Raw genomic sequence first — 23,371 nt, 5'->3', positions numbered from 1 at the left:
AAATGCGCATCCTAATGATTATTGATGGTTTACCCGGTGGAGGAGCTGAAAAAACGGTTCTTACGCTCTCCCGTGGATTAATAGAAATGGGACATCAGGTCTCTCTATTCTCTCTGCGGAAAGTGTGCGACTACGCCATCCCGGAAGGCATCGATTATCAGGTTGTTCAGGACACATGTAAAAAACCGTGGCGAAAGCTGACGGAAATCCCACGCCGCGCCCAACTGCTGGATCAGGCGATTGAGCGAGCTGAGCGCAGCGGCAAATTTGATGTGGTGTTCTCTCACCTGCACAAAACAGACCGCATTGTGGCGCACTGCCGCGCGCTGGAACGTGACAAAGTCTGGTTCTGCGTGCACGGCATGTTCTCGTTTTCCTATCTTCGCCATCGCAGCGGACTTTCGCGCTGGTTTAAACATCTTAAAATCCGTCATACCTACGAAAACCGCAACGTTGTCGCCGTCTCAGGCGCCGTGTTGACAGATCTTTCCGAGACGCTGGCGCTCAATCTTCGACGCAAAGCGGTTATCCATAATCCTTTCGATATTCCTGAAATTCAGCGTCTGGCGGATGCGCCCTTCGAGATGCAGGGAAAGGATTACATTATTCATGTTGGCCGCTTCCATGAGCACAAACGCCACGACCGCCTTTTACGTGCGTTCGCCCTGAGTAAAATTGACACCACGCTGGTCATGATGGGCAATGGGTCTGACGCTCAAATTCAAAAACTCAAGCAGCTTGCTGCCGAGCTGGGTATTGAAAACAAAACGGTTTTCCGCCCGTTCGAGTCCAATCCCTATCCCTGGATTAAAGGGGCACGCCTTTTAGTGTTAAGTTCTGACTGCGAAGGTTTTGGTAATGTGCTGGTCGAAGCCATTATCTGCCAGACGCCACCGGTCAGTACAAATTGCCCCGGAGGCCCTGCCGAAATCCTCACCGGCGCTTTAGCGCGCGGGCTGGCAGAGTTAAATGACGAGTCACTGGCAAAAACGCTGGCGGATATTTATACCGCCCCGCCGGTCGTTGGCGATACAACCATCGCGTCGTTCGGTATCAATGCTATTTGCCAGCAATATGTTGCTCTGGTCGACAATCAAAAATAATCAGGTTTCTTATGCAAAATTCAGCCCCATTGTTAAGCGTGGTGGTTGCCGTTTATAACGGTGAAGCTTTCCTGGATCAGTTCTTTACCTGCCTTGTCAATCAACGCATCGACAGCATGGAAGTCATCATTGTCAATGACGGCTCTACTGACCGCTCGATGGAGATCGTCGAAAACTGGCGAGAAAAACTGCCGCAGCTGCAGGTCATAGAACAGCAAAACCAGGGCGTATCCATCGCGCGTAACACCGGTCTGGCCGTTGCGACGGGTCAATATCTTTCTTTTCCGGATATTGATGATGTCTTTAAACCCGGCATGTACCAACACCTGCTGGATATGGCCGTCACGCAGGATCTGGATGTCGCCACCTGTAACGGGAACTACGTCTGGGAGAATAACAAGAAACCCTCGCGCCCGATCTTCCCTGAAGACAAACTGGCTTCGACTGGGGTCATGGCTGGCCCTGCGTGGTTAAAAATGGCGCTGGACTCTCGTAAATTCCTTCACGTCACCTGGCTGAACATCTATCGCCACGACTTTATCCGTAAACACAATTTCCATTTCGAACCCGGCCTGCGCCATCAGGATATTCCGTGGACCACCGAAGTGCTGCTCGCGGCAGAGCGGGTTCAGTACACCAGTGAACGTTATTACGACTACTACATTCACTCTGCATCGGTGTCCCATATGCCGGACAATGACGACACGCTGATTCGCTCCGCGCGTCACTACATGAAAATCTTGCAGATGCTCGACACCATCAATCAGCGCTACCCGGATAAAGTGAAAGGGATCCCTGCCTGCCACTGGCAAATTGCCAAAGAGGGGCTGGGCATTATTCACACCTTCGACAACATGAAGGATGAGAAGAAGAAATCAATGATTATTAAAGAGTTCTTCGAAACAGGCATCTGGAAACTCATCTGGAAAAGTGCAAAAAGTCCGCGTCTGCGCTGGCGGCTGGGTCGACGTTATTTCCGTTTGAAACGGTATCTGGCATAAGAGATAGCTTTACCTGGCCTAAATGCTTAGAATTTGCCCGCCGAAACTAAAAAAACGGATAATCGCTTGGAATTGTTGTATACCGCTCTGCTCTACATCATTCAGCCACTGGTGTGGCTGAGACTGTTGCTTCGTAGCCGGAAAGCGCCTGCGTATCGTAAACGCTGGGCTGAACGCTATGGCTTCTGCCGCAATAAAGTCGTACCGGACGGTATTTTGCTGCATTCCGTTTCTGTCGGTGAAACGCTGGCGGCGATCCCGCTGGTTCGCGCCCTGCGTCACCGCTACCCTTCGCTGCCAATCACCGTCACGACGATGACGCCAACCGGCTCGGAGCGCGCGTTATCCGCTTTCGGTAAAGACGTGCAGCACGTCTATCTGCCTTACGATCTGCCCTGCGCCATGAATCGTTTCCTGAATACCGTGCGCCCGAAGCTGGTGATCGTGATGGAAACCGAACTGTGGCCGAATATGATTTCCGCCCTGCATGCCCGTAAAATCCCGCTGGTCATTGCCAACGCCCGCCTTTCAGAGCGCTCGGCGAAAGGTTACGGCAAGCTGGGTAAGTTTATGCGCCGCCTGCTGAGCAAAATTACGCTGATTGCCGCGCAGAACGAAGAGGATGCGGCACGCTTTATCGCGCTGGGCCTGAAACGCAACCAGCTTGCGGTAACGGGCAGCCTGAAATTTGATATTTCCGTTACCCCTGAGCTCGCCGCCCGTGCGATCACGCTGCGTCGCCAGTGGGCCCCGCGTCGTCAGGTCTGGATTGCCACCAGTACTCATGATGGCGAAGAAGAGATCATTCTGCAGGCTCACCGCAAGCTGCTGGAAAAATTCCCTGATTTACTGCTGATCCTCGTGCCTCGCCATCCGGAGCGTTTTAAAGATGCCCGTGAAATGGTGCAGAAAGGCGGCTTCAGCTTCACGCTGCGCAGCAGCGGTGAAATTCCTTCCGGCAGCACCCAGGTGGTGATTGGCGATACGATGGGCGAGCTGATGCTGCTGTACGGAATCGCTGACCTCGCGTTTGTCGGTGGCAGCCTGGTCGAACGCGGCGGTCATAACCCGCTGGAGCCGGCAGCCCACGCCATTCCGGTGCTGATGGGGCCGCACACGTTTAACTTCAAAGATATCTGCGCGAAATTACAGCAGGCCGATGGTTTAATTACCGTGACCGATGCGGATTCGGTGGTTAAAGAGGTATCGACCCTTCTGACTGACGAAGATTATCGCCTGTGGTACGGGCGTCATGCCGTCGAAGTGCTGCACCAGAACCAGGGCGCACTGACCCGACTGCTGCAGCTTCTGCAACCTTATCTGCCCCAGCGGAGCCACTGATGTCAACGCGTCTGTCGGTCGTCATGATCGCCAAAAACGCCGCCGACCTGCTTCCGGATTGCCTGGCGTCGGTTGCCTGGGCTGACGAGATAGTCATTCTCGACTCCGGAAGTACGGACAACACGGTGGACGTTGCCCGGGCAGCGGGCGCAAAAGTCTTTGTCGACGCTGACTGGCAGGGCTATGGCATCCAGCGCCAGCGCGCGCAGGGGTATGCCACAGGTGATTATGTCCTGATGCTCGACACCGACGAACGCATCACGCCGGAGCTTCAGCAGGCCATTCAGGCTGTGCTTTCCTCGCCCCAGCCTGGCGCCGTATACAGCATTGCCCGCCGCAACTACTTCCTTGGCCGTTTTATGCGCCACAGCGGCTGGTATCCTGACCGCGTGATGCGCCTCTACGAGCGCGAGCGGTATCAATACAACGACAATCTGGTGCATGAATCCCTGAGCTGCGATAGCGCCCAGGTTATTCCCCTGACGGGCGATTTGCTGCACCTGACCTGCCGTGATTTCGCGAGCTTCCAGCGTAAACAGCTCAACTATGCCACCGCATGGGCTCAGGAGCGTCACCAGCGCGGCAAGAAGGCCTCGCTGACGGGTATCTTCACCCACACGCTGGGCGCGTTCCTGAAAACGCTGCTGCTGCGTGGTGGCGTCCTGGACGGCAAGCAGGGCTGGTTACTCGCGGTTGTGAATGCCCAGTATACTTTCAACAAATACACCGAGCTGTGGGCGCTCTGCCGCGGCTACTCAGAGAAAACGTGAGCCATGAGCACAAAAGCGATTTATCCGGGTACCTTCGATCCGATCACCAACGGTCATCTTGATATCATCACCCGTGCGGCGTGCATGTTCGACAAGGTGATCCTGGCCATTGCCGCCAGCCCCAGCAAAAAGCCGATGTTTGACCTCAACGAGCGCGTACAGCTCGCTACCGATGCCATTTCGCACCTGCCGAATGTTGAGGTGGTCGGGTTTAGCGACCTGATGGCAAACTTCGCCCGCGCTCAGCAGGCCAATATTCTGATCCGTGGTTTGCGCGCGGTGGCAGACTTCGAGTATGAGATGCAGCTGGCGCACATGAACCGCCACCTGATGCCGGAGCTGGAGAGCGTGTTCCTGATGCCCTCCAAAGAGTGGTCGTTTATCTCTTCCACGCTGGTAAAAGAGGTGGCGCGTCATCACGGCGATGTCACCCATTTCCTGCCGACTAACGTCCACCAGGCATTGATGGAAAAGCTAAAGTAGCCTTATTTCTGGCACTGACGGCAGTAGAACGTGGCGCGCTGGGCGTGCTTCGTGGCAATCACCGGCGTGCCGCAGACTCTGCACGGTTCGCCTTTACGGCCATACACCTGCAGCTCCTGGGCAAAATAGCCCGGCTTGCCGTCACTTTGCAGGAAGTCCTTCAACGTTGTCCCGCCCTGCTCAATCGAGCGAAGTAATACGGCTTTAATCACCCGGACCAGCAGCTCGCACTCCTGCGCCGACAGCGAAGAGGCCAGCCGATCGGGATGGATCCCCGCCGCAAACAGCGATTCGCTGGCGTAGATATTCCCCACGCCGACCACCAGCTTGTTATCCATCAGCCAGGGCTTAATCGGGCTTTTCTTCTTCGCACACTTCGCCTTGAGGTATTCTGCGTTAAACGCGTCTGAGAGCGGCTCCGGGCCCAGATGCGCCAGCACGTTATGCCCTTCCAGCTCCTTCGTCCACAGCCACGCGCCAAAGCGCCGTGGGTCGGTGTAACGTAGCACTTTGCCGTTGCTCATCACCAGATCGACGTGGTCGTGCTTTTCCGCAGGCAGTTCTTCGGTAAGAATGCGCAGGCTCCCGGACATCCCCAGGTGGATAATAATCCAGCCGTCGGGCAGTTCCAGCAGCAGGTATTTCGCGCGACGCTGTACGCTAAGGACGGGTTTATCGCTCAGGGCATGGATCTCATCGGACACCGGCCAGCGCAGACGTCCATTGCGGACCACCGCGTGAAGAATCGTCGCGCCGACCAGATGGGGCTCAATGCCGCGACGGCTGGTTTCTACCTCAGGTAATTCAGGCATGGTTCCTCCGTTGAGATGCAGAATGCAAAAAACCCCGCAGTTGCGGGGTTTTTCGATACAAGGAGACTAAAATTATTTGATTTTAGCTTCTTTGTACAGTACGTGCTGGCGTACAACTGGATCGAACTTTTTCAGTTCCAGTTTTTCCGGCTTAGTACGTTTGTTCTTCGTGGTGGTGTAGAAGTGACCTGTACCAGCAGAAGAAACCAGCTTGATTTTCTCGCGAATACCTTTAGCCATGATTTATTTCCTCTTTAAGTACTTAGTACTTTTCGCCACGGGCACGCAGTTCGGACAGAACTGTATCGATGCCTTTCTTATCGATTACACGCATACCTTTAGCAGATACGCGCAGGGTGACAAAACGCTTCTCGCTCTCAACCCAGAAACGGTGAGAGTGCAGGTTCGGCAGGAAACGGCGTTTAGTCGCGTTCAGTGCGTGGGAACGGTTGTTACCGGTCACCGGACGCTTGCCAGTAACTTGGCAGACTCGGGACATGTCTATTCTCCAAAAATCAAATTAGCTCGAGCTTCGTATGGGGTATCGGCGCCTCGTCAGGCTTTACAGCCCGGTCATCGCATAGTTCTAAGTGAACTCTCGATTGCCAGGCCCAAATGCCAAACCCGAGATTCTCAAAGGTGGCGTAGTATACGCTGACTCGGCGGTGTGCTCAAGTCCCGAACAGACAAAGATCCCGATGGATCGCGAGAAATAGCCTAAATCCAGCCATGTTCTGCGAAAGAAATGTACTCACCGCGGCCAATTATTAGATGGTCCAGCACACGAATGTCCATGAATTGACAGCATTTGATAATGCGTTCGGTGATTTCTTTGTCCGCTCTGCTCGGTTCTGCACAGCCAGAGGGGTGATTATGCGCGAGGATCACGCCCGCTGCATTCACTTTTATCGCTTCCCGCACAATTTCACGCGGATGCACCTCAACGTGACTCAACGTGCCCGCAAAGAGACAGCTATGTTTCAGCACCCGATTTCTGTTATCGACAAAGATCACTATAAAGATCTCGCGTTCAATATCAGTTAACTGGCTTTGCAGGAATTCACGCGTCATTTCTGGCGTCAGGATCGGATCTTCCTTCTCCATGCGGACGTTGTAAAAACGGCGGGCAAGTTCAGCAATGCCCCTCAGCTGGGCATATTTCGCCACGCCAATTCCCTCAACGTGCTTAAACTGCGCCAGATCGGCGGTCAATAAACCGTACAGCGAACCGAAATGTGCGATCAGCTCTTTTGCCAGCGTAAATACCGTTTTTCCGGGCGTTCCGGTACGTAAAAAGAGCGCCAGCAGTTCATCGTCTTTTAACAGGGTAACGCCATAGCGCAGCAGTTTTTCGCGCGGCAGCAGCTCCTCATCCTCTTCTTCCATGCTCTTTCTCCCCTTTTTAACCTCATGCTGCCACAGGCCAATCCGTCGCTCGACGGTCACATTGCGTTCTTGCGTAGCGCCTCGCAAAGTGGTCGAAGGACAAAATCACCCCGCTTTGGGGATTGTGATAAAATGCCCGCTCTCTGGTGAAACCCAACAGGAAAGAATCATGATGAGCCTGGCCGGTAAAAAAATTGTTCTTGGCGTGAGCGGCGGCATTGCTGCTTATAAAGCGCCGGAGCTGGTGCGTCGTCTGCGCGAGCGCGGAGCTGACGTGCGGGTCGCGATAACCGAAGGCGGTAAAGCCTTTATCACTCCCCTGAGCCTGCAGGCCGTTTCAGGATACCCGGTATCTGACAGCCTGCTCGATCCGGCCGCCGAAGCCGCGATGGGCCATATTGAGCTGGGAAAATGGGCAGACCTGGTTATCCTCGCTCCCGCCACGGCTGATTTAATCGCTCGGGTTGCGGCCGGTATGGCAAACGATCTGGTCTCCACTATTTGTCTGGCCACCCCTGCGCCTGTTGCCGTCGTTCCTGCCATGAACCAGCAGATGTACCGTAACGCGGCCACCCAGCATAATCTGGAGACGCTGGCCTCACGCGGCCTGCTTATCTGGGGTCCAGACAGCGGCAGCCAGGCCTGCGGCGACGTTGGCCCGGGCCGCATGCTTGATCCGCTGACGATTGTTGATATGGCCGCAGCCCATTTTTCGCCTGTCAACGATCTGCAACATCTCAACATCATGATTACCGCGGGCCCCACGCGCGAGCCGCTGGATCCGGTGCGCTACATCACCAACCACAGCTCCGGCAAAATGGGCTTTGCGATTGCCGCCGCCGCCGCAAGGCGTGGCGCGAAAGTCACGCTGGTGAGCGGCCCGGTATCGCTGCCTACCCCTGCGTTTGTGAAGCGAATTGACGTGACCACCGCGCTGGAGATGGAAGCCGCCGTGCAGGCACATGCGCAAAGCCAGCAGATTTTTATCGGCTGTGCGGCCGTCGCAGACTATCGTGCCGAGACGGTTGCCGAGGCTAAAATTAAAAAGCAAGGCGATGAATTAACACTAAAAATGGTGAAAAACCCGGACATTGTTGCCGGCGTCGCCGCACTAAAAAGCCATCGTCCATACGTTGTTGGGTTTGCCGCAGAAACGAATAATGTGGAAGAATATGCCCGGCAAAAACGTACCCGCAAAAACCTCGATTTGATTTGCGCGAACGACGTATCGCTGGCCACACAAGGATTTAACAGCGACAGCAACGCACTGCACCTTTTCTGGCAGGATGGAGATAAAGTCTTACCGCTTGAGCGCAAGGAACTCCTGGGCCAACAATTACTGGACGAGATCGTTACCCGTTATGATGAAAAAAATCGACGTTAAGATTCTGGACCCGCGTGTTGGCGAGCAATTCCCGCTGCCAACCTATGCCACCTCCGGCTCTGCCGGTCTTGACCTGCGCGCCTGTCTCGATGACGCCGTAGAACTGGCTCCGGGTGCCACTACCCTGATTCCAACTGGCCTGGCGATTCACATTGCTGACCCGTCTCTGGCAGCAGTGATCCTGCCGCGTTCTGGTCTGGGCCATAAGCACGGCGTTGTGCTGGGTAACCTGGTCGGCCTGATCGACTCCGACTACCAGGGTCAGCTGATGGTCTCCGTCTGGAACCGCGGTCAGGACAGCTTTACCATTGAACCTGGCGAGCGTATCGCCCAGATGGTCTTTGTACCGGTGGTGCAGGCAGAATTTAACCTGGTGGCAGACTTTGACGCCACCGACCGTGGCGAAGGCGGCTTCGGCCATTCCGGGCGCAAATAACGGCCCGAAAGACACGTATCTCACAGCGTTATAATGCAATAACAAACCGCAAACGCCCGTTTGCGGTCGCTGTGTGGATGCCAGCCTGGCAAGTGCTTATTTTCAGGGGTATTTTGTAACATGGCAGAAAAACAAACCGCGAAAAGGAATCGTCGCGAAGAAATACTTCAATCTCTGGCTCTGATGCTTGAATCCAGCGATGGCAGTCAACGCATCACCACCGCTAAACTGGCCGCCTCTGTAGGCGTGTCTGAGGCGGCGCTGTACCGTCATTTCCCGAGCAAGACCCGGATGTTCGACAGTCTGATCGAGTTTATTGAAGACAGCCTGATTACGCGCATCAACCTGATTCTGAAAGACGAAAAAGACACCACCGCGCGTCTGCGTCTGATTGTGTTGTTAATCCTGGGCTTCGGTGAACGCAATCCGGGCTTAACCCGTATCCTCACCGGCCACGCGCTGATGTTTGAACAGGACAGACTGCAGGGCCGCATTAACCAGCTTTTCGAGCGGATTGAAGCGCAGCTGCGCCAGGTACTGCGCGAAAAGAAAATGCGTGAAGGCGAAGGTTACATCATTGATGAAACGCTGCTGGCGAGCCAGATCCTGGCGTTTTGTGAAGGGATGCTCTCCCGCTTTGTGCGCAGCGAGTTCAAATACCGTCCAACGGACGATTTTGACGCCCGCTGGCCGTTAGTGGCTGCTCAGTTGCAGTAATCCGTAAGCCCGGTAAGCGTAGCGCCACCGGGCAATTTAATTACACCCCGAACTCTTCCCGGTACGCACGTACCGCCGCCAGATGGTCCGCCATCTCGGGCTTCTCTTCCAGATACGCAATCAGGTCTTTCAGGGTAATAATCGACGTCACTTTGCAGCTGTAATCGCGTTCGACTTCCTGAATAGCGGAAATTTCACCGCGACCACGCTCCTGACGATCCAGAGAAATCAGCACGCCAGCAAGCGTCGCACCGTTGGCCTGAATAATCTCCATCGATTCACGGATCGCCGTACCCGCGGTAATCACGTCATCGACCAGCATGACGCGGCCCTGCAGCGCGCTGCCGACCAGATTCCCGCCTTCACCGTGGGTTTTAGCCTCTTTACGGTTAAAGCAGTACGGCACGTCGCGGTCATGGTGTTCCGCCAGCGCCACCGCGGTGGTGGTCGCAATCGGAATGCCTTTATAGGCCGGGCCAAACAGCAGGTCAAAATCAATCCCGGAATCCACCAGCGCTTCGGCATAGAAACGGCCTAACAGTGCCAGATCGCGCCCGGTATTAAACAGCCCGGCGTTGAAGAAATAGGGACTCTTACGCCCGGATTTCAGCGTAAATTCGCCAAACTTAAGTACCTGCTTGTTAAGCGCAAACTCAATAAACTGGCGCTGATACGATTTCATGGATTTGCTCCTTTGGTTTTTCTGTCTTACAGGCAAAAAAAAGGCGACTCATTGGTCGCCTTTAAAATCAATTTTCTAACGCCGCTTTCTGCGTCGTTACAATGGATTCGATTCCCCCTCGGGCCAACGCCAGCAGGGAGAGAAGCTCTTCGTGGGTGAACGGCTCGCCTTCCGCCGTGCCCTGCACCTCAATGATGCGACCATCTTCGGTCATCACCACGTTCATGTCGGTTTCGGCTGCGGAATCTTCAACGTATTCCAGATCGCAAAGCGCTTCGCCGTTAACGATACCGACAGAAACCGCCGCAACCATGCCTTTCATTGGGTTGGTTTTCAGCTTACCGGCCGCAACCAGCTTGTTCAGAGCATCGGCCAGCGCCACGCAGGCGCCGGTAATGGATGCGGTACGCGTACCACCGTCTGCCTGAATGACGTCGCAATCGAGAGTGATGGTGAATTCGCCGAGGATTTTCAGGTCAACGGCGGCGCGCAGCGCACGCGCGATCAGACGCTGAATCTCCATGGTACGGCCGCCCTGCTTACCCTTTGCCGCTTCACGGGCATTACGGGTATGGGTCGCACGCGGCAGCATGCCGTATTCTGCGGTGATCCAACCCTGGCCCTGACCTTTCAGGAAGCGCGGAACGCCTTCTTCGATGGAGGCGGTGCACAGCACTTTAGTGTCACCAAACTCAACCAGCACGGAGCCTTCAGCGTGTTTTGTATAGTTACGGGTCAGGGTGACGGGACGCACCTGGTTGGCGCTACGGCCTGATGGACGCATGATGGATTCTCCGGCTTGAAACGAATGTGGCTGCGCATTATACGGATAAAGGACGCTTATTCCTATCCTGAGAAGCCCCCGAAAGCTATAATCCCCCCATCTCTCCTTTAAAAACGGGAATGTCTATGATCCGCAGTATGACCGCCTACGCCCGGCGTGAAATCAAGGGTAGCTGGGGTAGCGCCACATGGGAAATGCGCTCGGTAAACCAGCGTTACCTGGAAACGTATTTCCGTATGCCGGAGCAGTTCCGCAGCCTTGAGCCTGTCGTACGTGAACGTATCCGTACGCGTCTGACGCGCGGAAAAGTTGAATGTAACCTGCGCTTTGAGCCTGATGCGAGCGCACAGGGCGAGCTCATCCTCAACGAAAAACTGGCAAAACAGCTCGTGAATGCGGCGAACTGGGTCAAAATGCAGAGCGATGAAGGCGAAATCAACCCGGTTGATATTCTGCGCTGGCCTGGCGTCATGGCCGCTGGTGAGCAGGATCTGGACGCCATTGCCGCTGAAATCCTGGCAGCTCTCGACGGCACGCTGGACGACTTTATCGTTGCCCGCGAAACCGAAGGCCAGGCGCTGAAAGCGATGATTGAGCAGCGTCTTGAAGGCGTGAGCACCGAAGTAGCGAAAGTCCGCACCCATATGCCAGAAGTGCTGCAATGGCAGCGCGAGCGCCTTGTCGCCAAACTGGAAGAAGCGGAAGTTCAGCTGGAAAACACCCGTCTGGAACAAGAGCTGGTGCTGATGGCGCAGCGTATCGATGTCGCTGAAGAGCTGGACCGTCTGGAAGCGCACGTTAAAGAAACCTACAACATTCTGAAGAAAAAAGAAGCTGTGGGCCGCCGTCTGGACTTTATGATGCAGGAGTTCAACCGCGAGTCGAACACCCTGGCGTCTAAGTCGATCAATGCAGAAGTGACGAATTCAGCGATTGAGCTGAAAGTGCTGATTGAACAGATGCGCGAGCAGATCCAGAACATCGAGTAATGCTTTTCGGGTGGTGTCGACAGCACCACCCATTACTATTTCTAATCCATCTTAACGCCAATTTTGTCAGTTTACCGCCTTTCATCAAGCTTTCTCTATAGAACTTGATAAAAATTTATAGGGCAAACTGGCTCGCCTTAGAAAATCTCAATCGTGATCTTGCGCACAAATCGCTAACCTCCCCCGCGTTCACACCGGAGGGTATATGCTGCTTCACATCCTTTATCTCATTGGCATCACCGCAGAAGCCATGACCGGCGCACTTGCCGCCGGACGTCGCCGTATGGATACCTTCGGCGTGATCATTATTGCTACGGCGACCGCGCTGGGTGGCGGTTCCGTGCGCGATATTCTGCTTGGCCATTACCCGCTCGGCTGGGTTAAACACCCTGAATACGTGATTATCGTGGCAACGGCCGCCGTGTTAACCACCATAGTGGCGCCCGTTATGCCCCATCTTCGCCGCCTGTTCCTGGTGCTTGATGCGCTGGGGCTGATCGTATTTTCGATCATCGGCGCGCAAATCGCGCTCGATATGGGGGAAGGACCGGTTATCGCCACCATCGCCGCCGTGGTCACGGGCGTATTCGGCGGCGTGCTGCGCGATATGTTCTGCAAACGCATCCCCCTGGTCTTTCAAAAAGAGCTGTATGCCGGCATCTCCTTTGCGGCAGCGGTGCTCTATATCGCCCTGCAGCATTACGTTTCAAACCATGATGTGGTGGTCATCTCGACGCTGCTGTTTGGCTTTACGGCCCGCATGCTGGCGCTGCGTCTGAAGCTCGGGCTGCCCGTTTTTCATTACAAACACAGCGCCCACTAGCTTCAGAACCCGTTGATGTTCTGTTCAGCGAGCCATTTCGCCAGCACATCAATCTGAGGCGCGTGAATCCAGTTTACGATTTTTCGCGCTTTTTCCTCTCCTGTTCCCGGCAGGGTCTGCCAGTCCTTTGCGTTGCGCCCGCTCATCTTCTGCCACGATATGTCTCCCATCGCCTTCAGCGAAGCCTGGGTCAATGGCACACCCATTGCCATGAGCCAGCGGATAAACGGCTTCTCGCGCACCAGATTAAATCGGTGCCAGAGCGCCAGCCCGCGTGCTGAGGAAAACCCCGGTGTAGCCTGCAGCTGCGCCTGCGTTAATAACAGCCATGAAAAGAGATGTTCAAAATGATGCGCCTGCCAGAGGGTCCGCCAGCCTGACTCACCTAATCCTTCAATATCGAATACCTGCTTTGAACTGAGCCAGGTCAGCCGGGCAAAGAACTGCTCCATACACTCCGGCGAAGCATAGAAACAGCTAAGAGCATGATAGCGTGAGGCCGGTGGCTCTGGTTTATGTCTGTCCGTTCCGCGCCAGAGCACCTTATCAAACCGGGGGATACCCTGCCCGGCCAGGCTGATCTGTATCTGATCCCCTGGAGCAATATCCAGATTCTGCCAGCGCCCAACCGAGCCCAGACTCACCCGCTGCACCTGTTTATCATCCAGTTGCACGGGTTCCAGCGCTGCTACAACGGAAATTTTGCCCGTGCGCCCCACGGAAAAATGAATATCACTCACCTCAGCGACCTGGGCTGCGGGAGGATATTTCCACGCGACAACCCAGTGGCCTTCTCCCGGTAACCACTCTTCGGCCGCAGGTTCATTCTCCGAACGCACCACAATGCCATCCGTGGCAAAGGGTAATGCGGTCACGTGCCAGGCCGCGCGCTGCTTCTCGACGGCATCGACAGAATCGGCGGGTAGCGTGTACCGTGCCGACAACGGAAAACCGGCCTGAGACAGTTCAGCTAAAGATGTCCGCATATCTTTCGGTCCGTCCGGCCAGGCCCAGATGAATACGCCGATCTTGCTTAATAGCGCGTTATCCTTTTGCCGCATCATCGCCCCTGCCACCTTTGCGCGAGCGTTCATTCCGCCCAACTGCTGCTGAATGTGGTTGTCACGCAACCAGAAAAGCTCGCCCTGCAAGACGCTATTCGCCAGCGCGCCGGTGAGATTTTGCGGAACAGACGGGATTAAATGTACCTTCCCGGTCCAGTCTTCCCCTTTGAGGCCATCACCGCGACTAATAGCCTGGGTTAACTTCCCGTCACGATAGACCAGCGTCACCGCCACACCATCAACTTTGGGCTGCAGCCACAGATGCTTTCGGACACGCATCCACTGTCTCAACTCCTCTTTGCTGGCCACTTTATGTACGCCCGCATGGGCAACAGGATGTTTTACGCTTCCCGCCAGTGCAGGGAGTTTCTCTTCTGAAGGCTCGCTGCCAAAACAGCGCTGCCACTGCGTTAACCGCCCGTGAAGCTGGTCGTAAACCTCGTCGTTGATCTCACTCACGCCCTGCTTCCAGTAGGCCTCATCCCAGCGTTTGATTTGCGCGCTTAACGACGCCATCTCTTTTTCTGCTTTTGCTTGCGACCACACCGGACACACCGCCGCGCCATAGCCACACCACAACAGCATTAACCCGCTTATCCATCGCCACATCGCTACCCCTCCTTTTCATTGCAGGAGATATACCCGGATGCCTGAAACAACGCTAACGGCAACGTTTCACAATGCGAGACGCTATCCGGTGTTTCTTTTGGTTGCTGAAAACCACAGATAAAACCTGAAAACGGCACGCAAAATTCAATAATCCAGGGGAAAAAGTGTGACAAAGGCTACGTCACACGGCGGTGACGTGTATAATAAGCCCGTATGTAGGACTTCTTCGTTAACACATACAAAAGACTCTCATGGCTCAAGGCACGCTTTATATTGTTTCTGCCCCTAGTGGCGCGGGTAAATCCAGCCTTATTCAGGCACTGTTAAAAACCCAACCGTTGTACGACACACAGGTTTCTGTTTCTCACACCACGCGAGCGCCGCGTCCGGGTGAAGTGCACGGTGAACACTATTTCTTTGTGGATCACGACGAATTCAGAGCGATGATCGGCAGAGACGCGTTTCTTGAACACGCTGAAGTATTCGGTAATTACTACGGTACCTCGCGTGAAACCATTGAGCAGGTTCTGGCCACGGGCGTGAATGTGTTCCTGGATATCGACTGGCAGGGCGCACAGCAAATTCGCAAGAAAATGCCTGACTCGCGCAGTATCTTTATTTTACCGCCATCGAAAGATGAGCTGGATCGCCGCCTGCGTGGCCGCGGTCAGGACAGCGAAGAAGTGATCGCAAAGCGTATGGAACAGGCTGTTGCAGAAATGAGCCATTACGCGGAATATGATTACCTTATTGTGAATGATGATTTTGATGCCGCACTGAGCGATCTCAAAACCATTCTTCGTGCAGAACGTCTGCGTATGAGCCGCCAGAAGCAGCGACATGACGCATTAATCACCAAACTGTTGGCAGACTGAACCCACTTTCAGTATCATGCCCAGTCATTTCTTCACCTGTGGAGCATTTTAAGTATGGCACGCGTAACTGTTCAGGACGCTGTAGAGAAAATTGGTAACCGTTTTGACCTGGTGCTGGTCGCCGCGCGTCGCGCTCGTCAGATGCAGGTAGGCGGTAAAGATCCGCTGGTACCGGAAGAAAACGATAAAACCACCGTTATTGCACTTCGCGAAATCGAAGAAGGTCTGATCAACAACCAGATCCTCGACGTGCGTGAGCGCCAGGAGCAGCAAGAGCAGGAAGCCGCAGAACTGCAGGCTGTAACCGCTATTGCTGAAGGTCGTCGTTAATTAAACCTGCGGGTCGCCCTTGTATCTGTTTGAAAGCCTGAATCAACTGATTCAAACCTACCTGCCTGAAGACCAGATTAAGCGTCTTCAGCAGGCGTATCTCGTTGCACGTGACGCTCACGAGGGCCAGACACGTTCAAGCGGTGAACCCTATATCACGCACCCGGTAGCGGTGGCCTGTATTCTGGCCGAGATGAAACTCGACTACGAAACGCTGATGGCCGCTCTGCTGCACGACGTGATCGAAGATACCCCTGCCACCTATCAGGACATGGAACAGCTGTTTGGCAAAAGCGTTGCCGAACTGGTGGAAGGGGTCTCTAAGCTTGATAAGCTGAATTTCCGCGACAAGAAAGAGGCGCAAGCCGAAAACTTCCGCAAGATGATTATGGCGATGGTGCAGGATATCCGCGTCATTCTCATCAAACTCGCTGACCGTACCCACAACATGCGCACGCTGGGCTCACTTCGCCCGGATAAACGTCGCCGCATTGCCCGTGAAACCCTCGAAATCTACAGCCCGCTGGCGCACCGTTTAGGTATTCATCACATTAAAACCGAGCTGGAAGAGCTGGGTTTTGAAGCGTTGTACCCTAACCGCTATCGCGTGATTAAAGAGGTGGTGAAAGCCGCACGCGGTAACCGTAAAGAGATGATTCAAAAAATCCTCTCTGAAATCGAAGGGCGCTTACAGGAAGCGGGGATTCCGTGCCGCGTCAGCGGTCGCGAAAAACATTTGTACTCCATCTACTGCAAAATGGTGCTCAAAGAGCAGCGTTTTCACTCGATCATGGATATCTACGCCTTCCGCGTAATTGTCCACGACTCGGACACCTGCTATCGCGTGCTGGGGCAGATGCACAGCCTCTACAAACCGCGTCCGGGCCGCATGAAAGATTACATCGCCATTCCAAAAGCGAACGGCTATCAATCTTTGCACACCTCGATGATCGGGCCACATGGCGTACCTGTTGAGGTGCAAATTCGCACCGAAGACATGGACCAGATGGCAGAGATGGGTGTTGCCGCACACTGGGCGTATAAAGAGCACGGTGGCGAAAGTAGCACGACCGCACAAATCCGCGCCCAGCGCTGGATGCAAAGCCTGCTGGAGCTTCAGCAGAGTGCGGGTAGCTCGTTTGAATTTATCGAGAGCGTTAAATCCGATCTCTTCCCGGATGAGATTTACGTTTTCACCCCAGAAGGTCGCATTGTCGAACTGCCTGCGGGCGCAACGCCGGTCGACTTCGCCTACGCCGTGCACACCGATATCGGGCATGCCTGCGTCGGCGCGCGCGTCGACAGACAGCCTTATCCGCTGTCTCAACCGCTATCCAGCGGCCAGACGGTAGAAATTATTACCGCGCCGGGCGCGCGTCCGAACGCGGCCTGGCTGAACTTTGTCGTGAGCTCCAAAGCACGCGCCAAAATTCGCCAGCTGCTGAAAAACCTCAAGCGCGATGATTCCGTCAGCCTGGGGCGTCGTCTGCTCAACCACGCGTTGGGCGGTAGCCGTAAGCTGGCTGAAATTCCGCAGGAGAACGTCCAGCGCGAGCTGGAGCGCATGAAGCTCGCGTCGCTTGACGACCTGCTTGCAGAGATTGGCCTCGGCAACGCCATGAGCGTGGTGGTGGCGAAGAACCTGCAGCAAGGCGACACGACAGCGGTGCCTGCAACCACGCAAGGCCACGGACACCTGCCGATTAAAGGCGCAGACGGGGTGCTGATCACCTTCGCGAAATGTTGCCGTCCAATCCCTGGCGACCCGATTATTGCGCACGTCAGCCCGGGTAAAGGGCTGGTTATCCACCACGAGTCCTGTCGTAACATTCGCGGCTACCAGAAAGAAGCCGAGAAGTTTATGGCGGTTGAGTGGGATAAAGAGACCGCACAGGAATTTATCACCGAAATTAAGGTGGATATGTTCAACCACCAGGGTGCCCTGGCGAACCTGACGGCAGCGATCAACACGGCTTCTTCCAACATTCAGAGCCTGAATACGGAAGAAAAAGATGGCCGCGTGTACAGCGCCTTTATTCGTCTGACCGCCCGCGACCGCGTGCATCTGGCGAATATTATGCGCAAGATCCGCGTCATGCCGGACGTGATTAAAGTCACCCGAAACCGAAACTAGGTTTATGAATTCACAACGTTATGCACGTATCTGCGAAATGCTCGCCAGGCGTCAGCCTGACCTGACGGTCTGCATGGAGCAGGTGCATAAACCTCATAACGTCTCTGCTATCGTCCGTACCGCAGATGCCGTCGGTGTGCATGAAGTGCACGCCGTCTGGCCGGACGGCCGTATGCGCAATACTGTCTCGGCGGCGGCAGGCAGCAACAGCTGGGTGTCTGTCAATAATCATCACACCATTGGCGAAGCCGTATCGCACCTGAAAGGGCGCGGGATGCAGATCCTCGCCACTAACCTGTCCGCTAAAGCCGTAGATTTCCGCGAGATCGACTACACCCGTCCGACCTGCATTTTGATGGGTCAGGAGAAAACCGGGATCACCCAGGAAGCGCTGGATCTGGCGGATCGTGACATCATCATTCCGATGATCGGCATGGTCCAGTCTCTCAACGTCTCCGTGGCGTCCGCGCTCATTCTGTATGAAGCGCAGCGCCAGCGTCAGAACGCCGGGATGTACGAGCGCAGCAACAGCATGCTGCCGGAAGAGGAACAGCAGCGCCTGCTGTTTGAAGGTGGTTATCCGGTGTTGGCTCGCGTTGCGAAGCAGAAAAAATTGCCTTACCCCCACGTCAACGCGCAGGGCGAAATAGAAGCCGATGCCGAGTGGTGGGCCACCATGCAGTACGCCGGGTAAGCGATGAAAGGCCGCCTGCTGGATGCCATCCCGCTTAACAGCCTGACGGGCGTGGGCGCGGCGCAAAGCAATAAGCTGGCAAAAATTGGCCTGCACACCGTGCAGGATCTCCTGCTTCATCTCCCCCTGCGTTACGAAGACCGCACCCAGCTCTACAAGATTGGCGATCTTCTTCCCGCCATTTACGCCACCGTTGAAGGCGAAGTCCTGAACTGCAACATCACCTTCGGCGGACGCCGAATGATGACCTGCCAGATCAGCGACGGCACCGGCATTCTCACCATGCGTTTTTTCAACTTCAGCGCGGCGATGAAAAACAGCCTGGCGACGGGCCGCAGGGTGCTGGCCTATGGCGAAGCCAAACGCGGGAAATACGGCGCAGAGATGATCCACCCGGAGTACCGCGTGCAGGGCGATCTCAGCACGCCGGAAATGCAGGAGACGCTTACCCCGGTTTACCCGACAACCGAAGGCATCAAGCAGGCGACGCTGCGTAAGCTCACCGATCAGGCACTGGAGCTGCTGGATACCTGCGCCATTACCGAGCTGCTGCCGCCCGAGCTGGCGCAGGGCATGATGAGCCTGCCCGAGGCGCTGCGCACCCTGCACCGCCCGCCGCCAACGCTGCAGCTCAGCGATTTAGAAAGCGGCAAACATCCCGCACAACAGCGTCTTATCCTTGAGGAATTACTGGCCCATAACCTGAGCATGCTGGCGCTTCGCGCGGGCGCGCAGCGTTTCCACGCTCAGCCGTTAAGCCAGAATGATGCGCTCAAAGATAAGCTGCTGGCCTCGCTGCCGTTTAAACCCACCGGCGCGCAGGCGCGCGTCACCGCCGAGATTGAACGCGATATGGCGCTCGACGTGCCGATGATGCGTCTGGTGCAGGGCGACGTGGGCTCCGGTAAAACGCTGGTTGCCGCCCTGGCGGCCCTGCGCGCGATTGCTAACGGTAAACAGGTGGCGCTAATGGCGCCGACCGAGCTGCTGGCCGAGCAGCACGCCAACAATTTCCGCGCCTGGTTTGCGCCACTCGGAATTGAAGTGGGCTGGCTTGCCGGGAAGCAAAAAGGCAAAGCGCGCCTTGCGCAACAGGAGGCTATTGCCAGCGGGCAGGTGCAGATGATTGTCGGCACGCACGCCATCTTCCAGGAGCAGGTGCAGTTTAACGGTCTTGCGCTGGTGATAATCGACGAGCAGCACCGCTTCGGCGTGCATCAGCGTCTGGCGCTCTGGGAGAAAGGGCTGCAGCAGGGCTTCCACCCGCATCAGCTGATCATGACCGCTACGCCGATCCCGCGTACCCTGGCGATGACCGCCTACGCCGATCTGGATACCTCCACCATTGACGAACTGCCGCCGGGCCGTACGCCGGTCACCACGGTCGCCATTCCCGACACGCGCCGCAGCGATATCATTGACCGCGTGCGCAACGCCTGCACCCAGGAAGGGCGTCAGGCCTACTGGGTCTGTACGCTGATTGAAGAATCTGAACTGCTGGAAGCGCAGGCTGCCGAAGCAACGTGGGAAGAGCTTAAGCTGGCGCTGCCCGAGCTGAACGTCGGTCTGGTTCACGGACGCATGAAGCCCACCGAAAAGCAGGCGGTGATGCAGTCATTCAAACAGGGTGATTTGCATCTGCTGATTGCCACCACGGTGATCGAAGTCGGCGTGGACGTCCCCAATTCCAGCCTGATGATCATCGAAAACCCGGAGCGTCTCGGCCTTGCCCAGCTCCACCAGCTGCGCGGGCGCGTCGGTCGTGGCGCGGTGGCGTCCCACTGCGTACTGCTCTACAAAGCCCCGCTTTCCAAAACCGCCCAGATGCGTCTGCAGGTGCTGCGCGACAGCAACGACGGTTTTGTGATTGCGCAAAAAGACCTGGAGATCCGCGGCCCGGGCGAACTGCTGGGCACGCGTCAGACGGGTAACGCGGAATTCAAAGTAGCCGATTTGCTGCGCGATCAGGCCATGATCCCCGAGGTTCAGCGCCTCGCCCGCCATATTCATGAACGCTACCCCGAACAGGCGGCAGCGTTAATTGAGCGCTGGATGCCGGAAACCGAGCGGTATTCCAACGCCTGATCTCAGGCAAACATCGGCAGCATCAGGTACAGCTTGATCACCAGCGCGTTGACGATATCAATAAAGAACGCCCCAACCATCGGGACCACCAGAAACGCCATGTGCGATGGTCCGAACCGTTCGGTGATCGCCTGCATGTTGGCTATAGCCGTTGGGGTAGCCCCCAGACCAAACCCGCAGTGACCCGCTGCCAGCACCGCCGCATCGTAGTTTTTTCCCATCATGCGCCAGGTCACGAACATGGCGTACAGCGCCATAAACAGCGCCTGTACCGCCAGAATCGCCACCATCGGCAGCGCCAGCGAGGCCAGCTCCCACAGCTTGAGGCTCATCAGCGCCATCGCCAGGAACAGCGACAGGCAGACGTTGCCGAGCACCGATACCGCCCGTTCAAACACGCGGTAGAAGCCCATCAGCGCCAGACCGTTGCTCAGGATCACCCCGATAAACAGCACGCAGACAAACGTCGGCAGTTCAAACGCGGAACCCGCCAGCCATTGCGCAACCACTTTGCCCACGGTCAGGCAGATGGCGATCGTCGCGATAGTTTCAATCAGCACCAGCGAGGTGATGCTGCGGCCAACGTCCGGCTTTTCGAAGGCGGTCGGCACCAGCTCATCGTCAGGCCTGCCGTTCGGTGTGGTGGAGTGCTTAACCAGATACCGCGCCACCGGGCCACCAATCAGGCCACCCAGCACCAGGCCAAAGGTCGCACAGGCCATCGCCACTTCCGTCGCGTTTTCAAACCCATAGCGCTCGATGAACAGCTTGCTCCACGCGGCCCCGGTTCCGTGACCGCCCGAAAGGGTAATCGACCCCGCCAGCAGACCCATCAGCGGATCCAGCCCCAGCAGCGTTGCCATGCCGATGCCAATGGCGTTTTGCATCAGCAGCAGCCCCACCACCACAATCAGGAATACGCCCAGCACCTTACCGCCCGAGCGCAGGCTTGCCAGGTTGGCGTTCAGGCCGATAGTGGCAAAGAAGGCCAGCATCAGCGGATCTTTCAGGGACATATCAAAATCGATTTCCCAGCCCATGCTTTTTTTCAGTAACAGCAGGGCCAGCGCCACCAGCAGGCCACCGGCGACAGGTTCAGGAATGGTGTACTTTTTCAGAAAGGAAACACTGTGTACCAGCTTGCGACCAAGCAGAAGAACCAGCGTTGCGGCAACAAGGGTCGACAACGTATCGAGATGAATCATAAAAGGCTCCTGTTATGCGCGTGTTCCATACACACGCGGCGTTATCCTGGGCCGGTTTGCGCTCTTCATGAGCCCCCGGCGCAAAAAGTGTAATTTTTTTTCCCCACGCGTTGTAGAAAACCTGCTCACAGCGGCAGATTTTCTTCCCTTTTTTTGCTGGCAATCGTTTGCTTTTACCAGGTGGTCAGATAAAATGCCCGCTTTTCCACCGTGGGATTGCCGCCGATGTCCGTTAACACCATAGAGTCGCCTGATGCGCAACCGATTGCGCAGAAGCAAAATAGCGAACTGATTTACCGCCTTGAGGATCGCCCGCCGCTGCCGCAAACGCTTTTCGCCGCCTGCCAGCATCTTCTGGCGATGTTTGTTGCGGTGATCACCCCGGCGCTGCTGATTTGCCAGGCGCTCGGTTTACCGGCGCAGGACACGCAGCACATTATCAGCATGTCTCTCTTCGCCTCCGGCGTGGCCTCGATTATTCAAATTAAAGCGTGGGGGCCGGTAGGGTCGGGATTATTGTCGATTCAGGGCACCAGCTTTAACTTCGTGGCACCGCTGATCATGGGCGGTACGGCGCTAAAAACCGGCGGTGCGGATGTCCCAACCATGATGGCGGCGCTGTTCGGCACCCTGATGCTGGCCAGCTGTACGGAGATGGTCATCTCCCGCGTTCTGCATCTGGCTCGCCGCGTCATCACCCCGCTGGTTTCCGGCGTGGTGGTGATGATTATCGGGCTGTCGCTGATTCAGGTGGGCCTGACCTCCATCGGCGGCGGCTATGCCGCAATGAGCGACCACACCTTCGGCGCGCCGAAAAACCTGCTGCTGGCGGGTATCGTGCTGGCGATCATTATTCTGCTTAACCGTCAGCGTAATCCTTACCTGCGCGTCGCCTCGCTGGTGATCGCCATGGCGGCGGGCTACCTGCTGGCGTGGGCGCTGGGCATGCTGCCGGAGAACACCGCGCCGACCAACAGCGCGCTGATCGTCGTTCCTACGCCGCTGTACTACGGACTGGGCATTGACTGGGGCCTGCTCCTGCCGCTGATGCTGGTCTTTATGATCACCTCTCTTGAGACCATCGGCGATATCACCGCCACCTCCGACGTCTCCGAGCAGCCGGTGTCCGGCCCGCTGTACATGAAGCGCCTGAAAGGCGGCGTGCTGGCGAACGGCCTGAACTCGTTTGTCTCTGCGGTATTCAACACCTTCCCGAACTCCTGCTTCGGTCAAAACAACGGCGTGATCCAGCTGACCGGTGTGGCCAGCCGCTACGTCGGTTTTGTGGTAGCGCTGATGCTGATCGTCCTCGGCCTGTTCCCGGCGGTAAGCGGTTTTGTGCAGCACATCCCTGAGCCGGTGCTGGGTGGCGCAACCCTGGTAATGTTCGGGACCATCGCGGCCTCTGGCGTGCGTATCGTTTCCCGCGAGCCGCTGAACCGCCGCGCGATCATGATTATCGCGCTGTCGCTGGCCGTCGGTCTGGGTGTATCCCAGCAGCCGCTGATCCTGCAGTTTGCGCCTGACTGGGTGAAAAACCTGCTCTCTTCTGGCATTGCCGCGGGCGGTATCACCGCTATCGTTCTGAACCTCGTTTTCCCGCCTGAAAAGAACTGATCCTCTTCACGGCAGGCAGCCAATGCCTGCCGTGACATCTAATTACA

Annotated in this window: 24 protein-coding genes; 16 read left to right on the top strand and 8 right to left on the bottom strand. The window is 56.1% G+C overall.

All coding sequences use genetic code 11. The features are described from left to right. Positions 1-2 precede the first annotated feature (2 nt). The 5 genes from NI40_RS00505 to coaD all read left to right on the top strand — a co-directional run bounded on the left by NI40_RS00505 (position 3) and on the right by coaD (position 4,698). Positions 3-1,103, top strand: a complete 1,101-nt coding sequence (locus NI40_RS00505; protein WP_039263533.1) for a glycosyltransferase — start codon at positions 3-5, stop codon at positions 1,101-1,103. Positions 1,104-1,114: 11 nt separating this feature from the next. Then, complete coding sequence (locus tag NI40_RS00500; RefSeq protein WP_039263531.1) at positions 1,115-2,104, top strand: glycosyltransferase; 990 nt, start codon at positions 1,115-1,117, stop codon at positions 2,102-2,104. A 66-nt stretch (positions 2,105-2,170) separates the two neighbouring features. Further along, positions 2,171-3,445: a lipid IV(A) 3-deoxy-D-manno-octulosonic acid transferase gene (gene waaA / locus NI40_RS00495; protein WP_032661923.1), complete on the top strand. Its 1,275-nt coding sequence runs from the start codon at positions 2,171-2,173 to the stop codon at positions 3,443-3,445. Next, a complete protein-coding gene (locus NI40_RS00490; RefSeq protein WP_032661926.1) occupies positions 3,445-4,215 on the top strand; it encodes a glycosyltransferase family 2 protein in 771 nt (256 codons plus the stop codon). Before waaA ends, NI40_RS00490 begins: the two co-directional genes overlap by 1 nt. A 3-nt stretch (positions 4,216-4,218) precedes the next feature. Beyond that, positions 4,219-4,698 carry a pantetheine-phosphate adenylyltransferase gene (coaD, locus tag NI40_RS00485; RefSeq protein ID WP_023334018.1) on the top strand — a complete coding sequence of 160 codons (480 nt, stop codon included), beginning with the start codon at positions 4,219-4,221 and terminating at the stop codon, positions 4,696-4,698. A gap of 2 nt (positions 4,699-4,700) precedes the next feature. On the opposite strand, the gene mutM is transcribed toward coaD, so the two are convergent. From mutM to radC, 4 genes are all read right to left on the bottom strand, one after another. After that, complete coding sequence (mutM, locus tag NI40_RS00480) at positions 4,701-5,510, bottom strand: bifunctional DNA-formamidopyrimidine glycosylase/DNA-(apurinic or apyrimidinic site) lyase (protein WP_023309890.1); 810 nt, start codon at positions 5,508-5,510, stop codon at positions 4,701-4,703. A 72-nt stretch (positions 5,511-5,582) separates the two neighbouring features. After that, positions 5,583-5,750: a 50S ribosomal protein L33 gene (gene rpmG / locus NI40_RS00475; RefSeq protein ID WP_003024094.1), complete on the bottom strand. Its 168-nt coding sequence runs from the start codon at positions 5,748-5,750 to the stop codon at positions 5,583-5,585. Positions 5,751-5,772: 22 nt separating this feature from the next. Further along, positions 5,773-6,009 carry a 50S ribosomal protein L28 gene (gene rpmB, locus NI40_RS00470; RefSeq protein ID WP_002436699.1) on the bottom strand — a complete coding sequence of 79 codons (237 nt, stop codon included), beginning with the start codon at positions 6,007-6,009 and terminating at the stop codon, positions 5,773-5,775. A 218-nt stretch (positions 6,010-6,227) separates the two neighbouring features. Further along, positions 6,228-6,896, bottom strand: a complete 669-nt coding sequence (radC, locus tag NI40_RS00465) for a RadC family protein (protein ID WP_039263528.1) — start codon at positions 6,894-6,896, stop codon at positions 6,228-6,230. Positions 6,897-7,068: 172 nt separating this feature from the next. On the opposite strand from radC, the gene coaBC reads away from it, so the two are divergent. The 3 genes from coaBC to slmA all read left to right on the top strand — a co-directional run bounded on the left by coaBC (position 7,069) and on the right by slmA (position 9,433). Continuing rightward, complete coding sequence (gene coaBC, locus NI40_RS00460; RefSeq protein WP_127353305.1) at positions 7,069-8,280, top strand: bifunctional phosphopantothenoylcysteine decarboxylase/phosphopantothenate--cysteine ligase CoaBC; 1,212 nt, start codon at positions 7,069-7,071, stop codon at positions 8,278-8,280. Beyond that, positions 8,258-8,716 carry a dUTP diphosphatase gene (gene dut, locus NI40_RS00455; protein WP_015570042.1) on the top strand — a complete coding sequence of 153 codons (459 nt, stop codon included), beginning with the start codon at positions 8,258-8,260 and terminating at the stop codon, positions 8,714-8,716. The genes coaBC and dut overlap by 23 nt, the downstream gene beginning before the upstream one ends. A gap of 120 nt (positions 8,717-8,836) precedes the next feature. Next, positions 8,837-9,433, top strand: a complete 597-nt coding sequence (gene slmA, locus NI40_RS00450) for a nucleoid occlusion factor SlmA (RefSeq protein WP_039263525.1) — start codon at positions 8,837-8,839, stop codon at positions 9,431-9,433. A gap of 40 nt (positions 9,434-9,473) precedes the next feature. On the opposite strand, the gene pyrE is transcribed toward slmA, so the two are convergent. Beyond that, complete coding sequence (gene pyrE, locus NI40_RS00445; protein ID WP_010426430.1) at positions 9,474-10,115, bottom strand: orotate phosphoribosyltransferase; 642 nt, start codon at positions 10,113-10,115, stop codon at positions 9,474-9,476. Between the two features lie 67 nt (positions 10,116-10,182). Then, positions 10,183-10,899, bottom strand: coding sequence for a ribonuclease PH (gene rph, locus NI40_RS00440; RefSeq protein WP_010426431.1), 717 nt, complete (start codon positions 10,897-10,899; stop codon positions 10,183-10,185). Positions 10,900-11,024: 125 nt separating this feature from the next. On the opposite strand from rph, the gene NI40_RS00435 reads away from it, so the two are divergent. Together NI40_RS00435 and NI40_RS00430 are read left to right on the top strand one after the other, a co-directional pair. After that, a complete protein-coding gene (locus tag NI40_RS00435) occupies positions 11,025-11,888 on the top strand; it encodes a YicC/YloC family endoribonuclease (protein WP_023309886.1) in 864 nt (287 codons plus the stop codon). A gap of 205 nt (positions 11,889-12,093) precedes the next feature. After that, entirely contained in the window at positions 12,094-12,711 is a 618-nt protein-coding gene (locus NI40_RS00430) for a trimeric intracellular cation channel family protein (protein ID WP_023334014.1), read from the top strand. Between the two features lie 2 nt (positions 12,712-12,713). Here the strand turns inward: NI40_RS00430 and ligB are convergent, their stop codons facing one another. Then, the gene (gene ligB, locus NI40_RS00425) at positions 12,714-14,384 is read right to left on the bottom strand and encodes an NAD-dependent DNA ligase LigB (RefSeq protein ID WP_039263523.1); all 1,671 of its coding nucleotides are present in this window, start codon (positions 14,382-14,384) and stop codon (positions 12,714-12,716) included. 251 nt (positions 14,385-14,635) lie between these two features. Between ligB and gmk the strand changes: the two genes are divergently transcribed. The 5 genes from gmk to recG are packed head-to-tail and all read left to right on the top strand — an operon-like array spanning position 14,636 to position 20,502. After that, on the top strand, positions 14,636-15,259 hold the full coding sequence (gmk, locus tag NI40_RS00420; protein WP_010426438.1) for a guanylate kinase: 624 nt from the start codon (positions 14,636-14,638) through the stop codon (positions 15,257-15,259). Between the two features lie 54 nt (positions 15,260-15,313). After that, positions 15,314-15,589, top strand: coding sequence for a DNA-directed RNA polymerase subunit omega (gene rpoZ / locus NI40_RS00415; RefSeq protein ID WP_000135058.1), 276 nt, complete (start codon positions 15,314-15,316; stop codon positions 15,587-15,589). A gap of 19 nt (positions 15,590-15,608) precedes the next feature. Continuing rightward, a complete protein-coding gene (gene spoT / locus NI40_RS00410) occupies positions 15,609-17,723 on the top strand; it encodes a bifunctional GTP diphosphokinase/guanosine-3',5'-bis pyrophosphate 3'-pyrophosphohydrolase (RefSeq protein ID WP_039263522.1) in 2,115 nt (704 codons plus the stop codon). 4 nt (positions 17,724-17,727) lie between these two features. Then, positions 17,728-18,417 (top strand): tRNA (guanosine(18)-2'-O)-methyltransferase TrmH, encoded by a 690-nt coding sequence (trmH, locus tag NI40_RS23735; RefSeq protein WP_039263521.1) that lies wholly within the window; start codon positions 17,728-17,730, stop codon positions 18,415-18,417. 3 nt (positions 18,418-18,420) lie between these two features. Then, entirely contained in the window at positions 18,421-20,502 is a 2,082-nt protein-coding gene (gene recG / locus NI40_RS00400; protein WP_039263520.1) for an ATP-dependent DNA helicase RecG, read from the top strand. A 2-nt stretch (positions 20,503-20,504) separates the two neighbouring features. On the opposite strand, the gene gltS is transcribed toward recG, so the two are convergent. Then, positions 20,505-21,707, bottom strand: coding sequence for a sodium/glutamate symporter (gene gltS / locus NI40_RS00395; protein ID WP_039263519.1), 1,203 nt, complete (start codon positions 21,705-21,707; stop codon positions 20,505-20,507). A gap of 225 nt (positions 21,708-21,932) precedes the next feature. Here gltS and xanP point away from each other — a divergent pair, with 225 nt between their 5' ends. Next, positions 21,933-23,324: a xanthine/proton symporter XanP gene (gene xanP / locus NI40_RS00390; RefSeq protein WP_039263518.1), complete on the top strand. Its 1,392-nt coding sequence runs from the start codon at positions 21,933-21,935 to the stop codon at positions 23,322-23,324. Positions 23,325-23,371: the final 47 nt, after the last annotated feature.

The organism is Enterobacter sp. E20, from assembly GCF_000801755.2.
GTDB lineage: Bacteria > Pseudomonadota > Gammaproteobacteria > Enterobacterales > Enterobacteriaceae > Enterobacter > Enterobacter asburiae_B.
Note: the sequence above shows the minus strand (reverse complement) of the source record. Positions and strands in the feature narration are given on the sequence as shown.

Coding starts and splice junctions, on each gene's coding strand:
- radC (WP_039263528.1), bottom strand. CDS start 6,896: ATGGAAGAAGAGGATGAGGAGCTGCTGCCGCGCGAAAAACTGCTGCGC.
- rpoZ (WP_000135058.1), top strand. CDS start 15,314: ATGGCACGCGTAACTGTTCAGGACGCTGTAGAGAAAATTGGTAACCGT.
- NI40_RS00500 (WP_039263531.1), top strand. CDS start 1,115: ATGCAAAATTCAGCCCCATTGTTAAGCGTGGTGGTTGCCGTTTATAAC.
- ligB (WP_039263523.1), bottom strand. CDS start 14,384: ATGTGGCGATGGATAAGCGGGTTAATGCTGTTGTGGTGTGGCTATGGC.
- gltS (WP_039263519.1), bottom strand. CDS start 21,707: ATGATTCATCTCGATACGTTGTCGACCCTTGTTGCCGCAACGCTGGTT.
- slmA (WP_039263525.1), top strand. CDS start 8,837: ATGGCAGAAAAACAAACCGCGAAAAGGAATCGTCGCGAAGAAATACTT.
- trmH (WP_039263521.1), top strand. CDS start 17,728: ATGAATTCACAACGTTATGCACGTATCTGCGAAATGCTCGCCAGGCGT.
- recG (WP_039263520.1), top strand. CDS start 18,421: ATGAAAGGCCGCCTGCTGGATGCCATCCCGCTTAACAGCCTGACGGGC.
- NI40_RS00490 (WP_032661926.1), top strand. CDS start 3,445: ATGTCAACGCGTCTGTCGGTCGTCATGATCGCCAAAAACGCCGCCGAC.
- dut (WP_015570042.1), top strand. CDS start 8,258: ATGATGAAAAAAATCGACGTTAAGATTCTGGACCCGCGTGTTGGCGAG.
- rpmG (WP_003024094.1), bottom strand. CDS start 5,750: ATGGCTAAAGGTATTCGCGAGAAAATCAAGCTGGTTTCTTCTGCTGGT.
- pyrE (WP_010426430.1), bottom strand. CDS start 10,115: ATGAAATCGTATCAGCGCCAGTTTATTGAGTTTGCGCTTAACAAGCAG.
- NI40_RS00505 (WP_039263533.1), top strand. CDS start 3: ATGCGCATCCTAATGATTATTGATGGTTTACCCGGTGGAGGAGCTGAA.
- rph (WP_010426431.1), bottom strand. CDS start 10,899: ATGCGTCCATCAGGCCGTAGCGCCAACCAGGTGCGTCCCGTCACCCTG.
- coaD (WP_023334018.1), top strand. CDS start 4,219: ATGAGCACAAAAGCGATTTATCCGGGTACCTTCGATCCGATCACCAAC.
- xanP (WP_039263518.1), top strand. CDS start 21,933: ATGTCCGTTAACACCATAGAGTCGCCTGATGCGCAACCGATTGCGCAG.
- coaBC (WP_127353305.1), top strand. CDS start 7,069: ATGAGCCTGGCCGGTAAAAAAATTGTTCTTGGCGTGAGCGGCGGCATT.
- NI40_RS00430 (WP_023334014.1), top strand. CDS start 12,094: ATGCTGCTTCACATCCTTTATCTCATTGGCATCACCGCAGAAGCCATG.
- rpmB (WP_002436699.1), bottom strand. CDS start 6,009: ATGTCCCGAGTCTGCCAAGTTACTGGCAAGCGTCCGGTGACCGGTAAC.
- gmk (WP_010426438.1), top strand. CDS start 14,636: ATGGCTCAAGGCACGCTTTATATTGTTTCTGCCCCTAGTGGCGCGGGT.
- mutM (WP_023309890.1), bottom strand. CDS start 5,510: ATGCCTGAATTACCTGAGGTAGAAACCAGCCGTCGCGGCATTGAGCCC.
- NI40_RS00435 (WP_023309886.1), top strand. CDS start 11,025: ATGATCCGCAGTATGACCGCCTACGCCCGGCGTGAAATCAAGGGTAGC.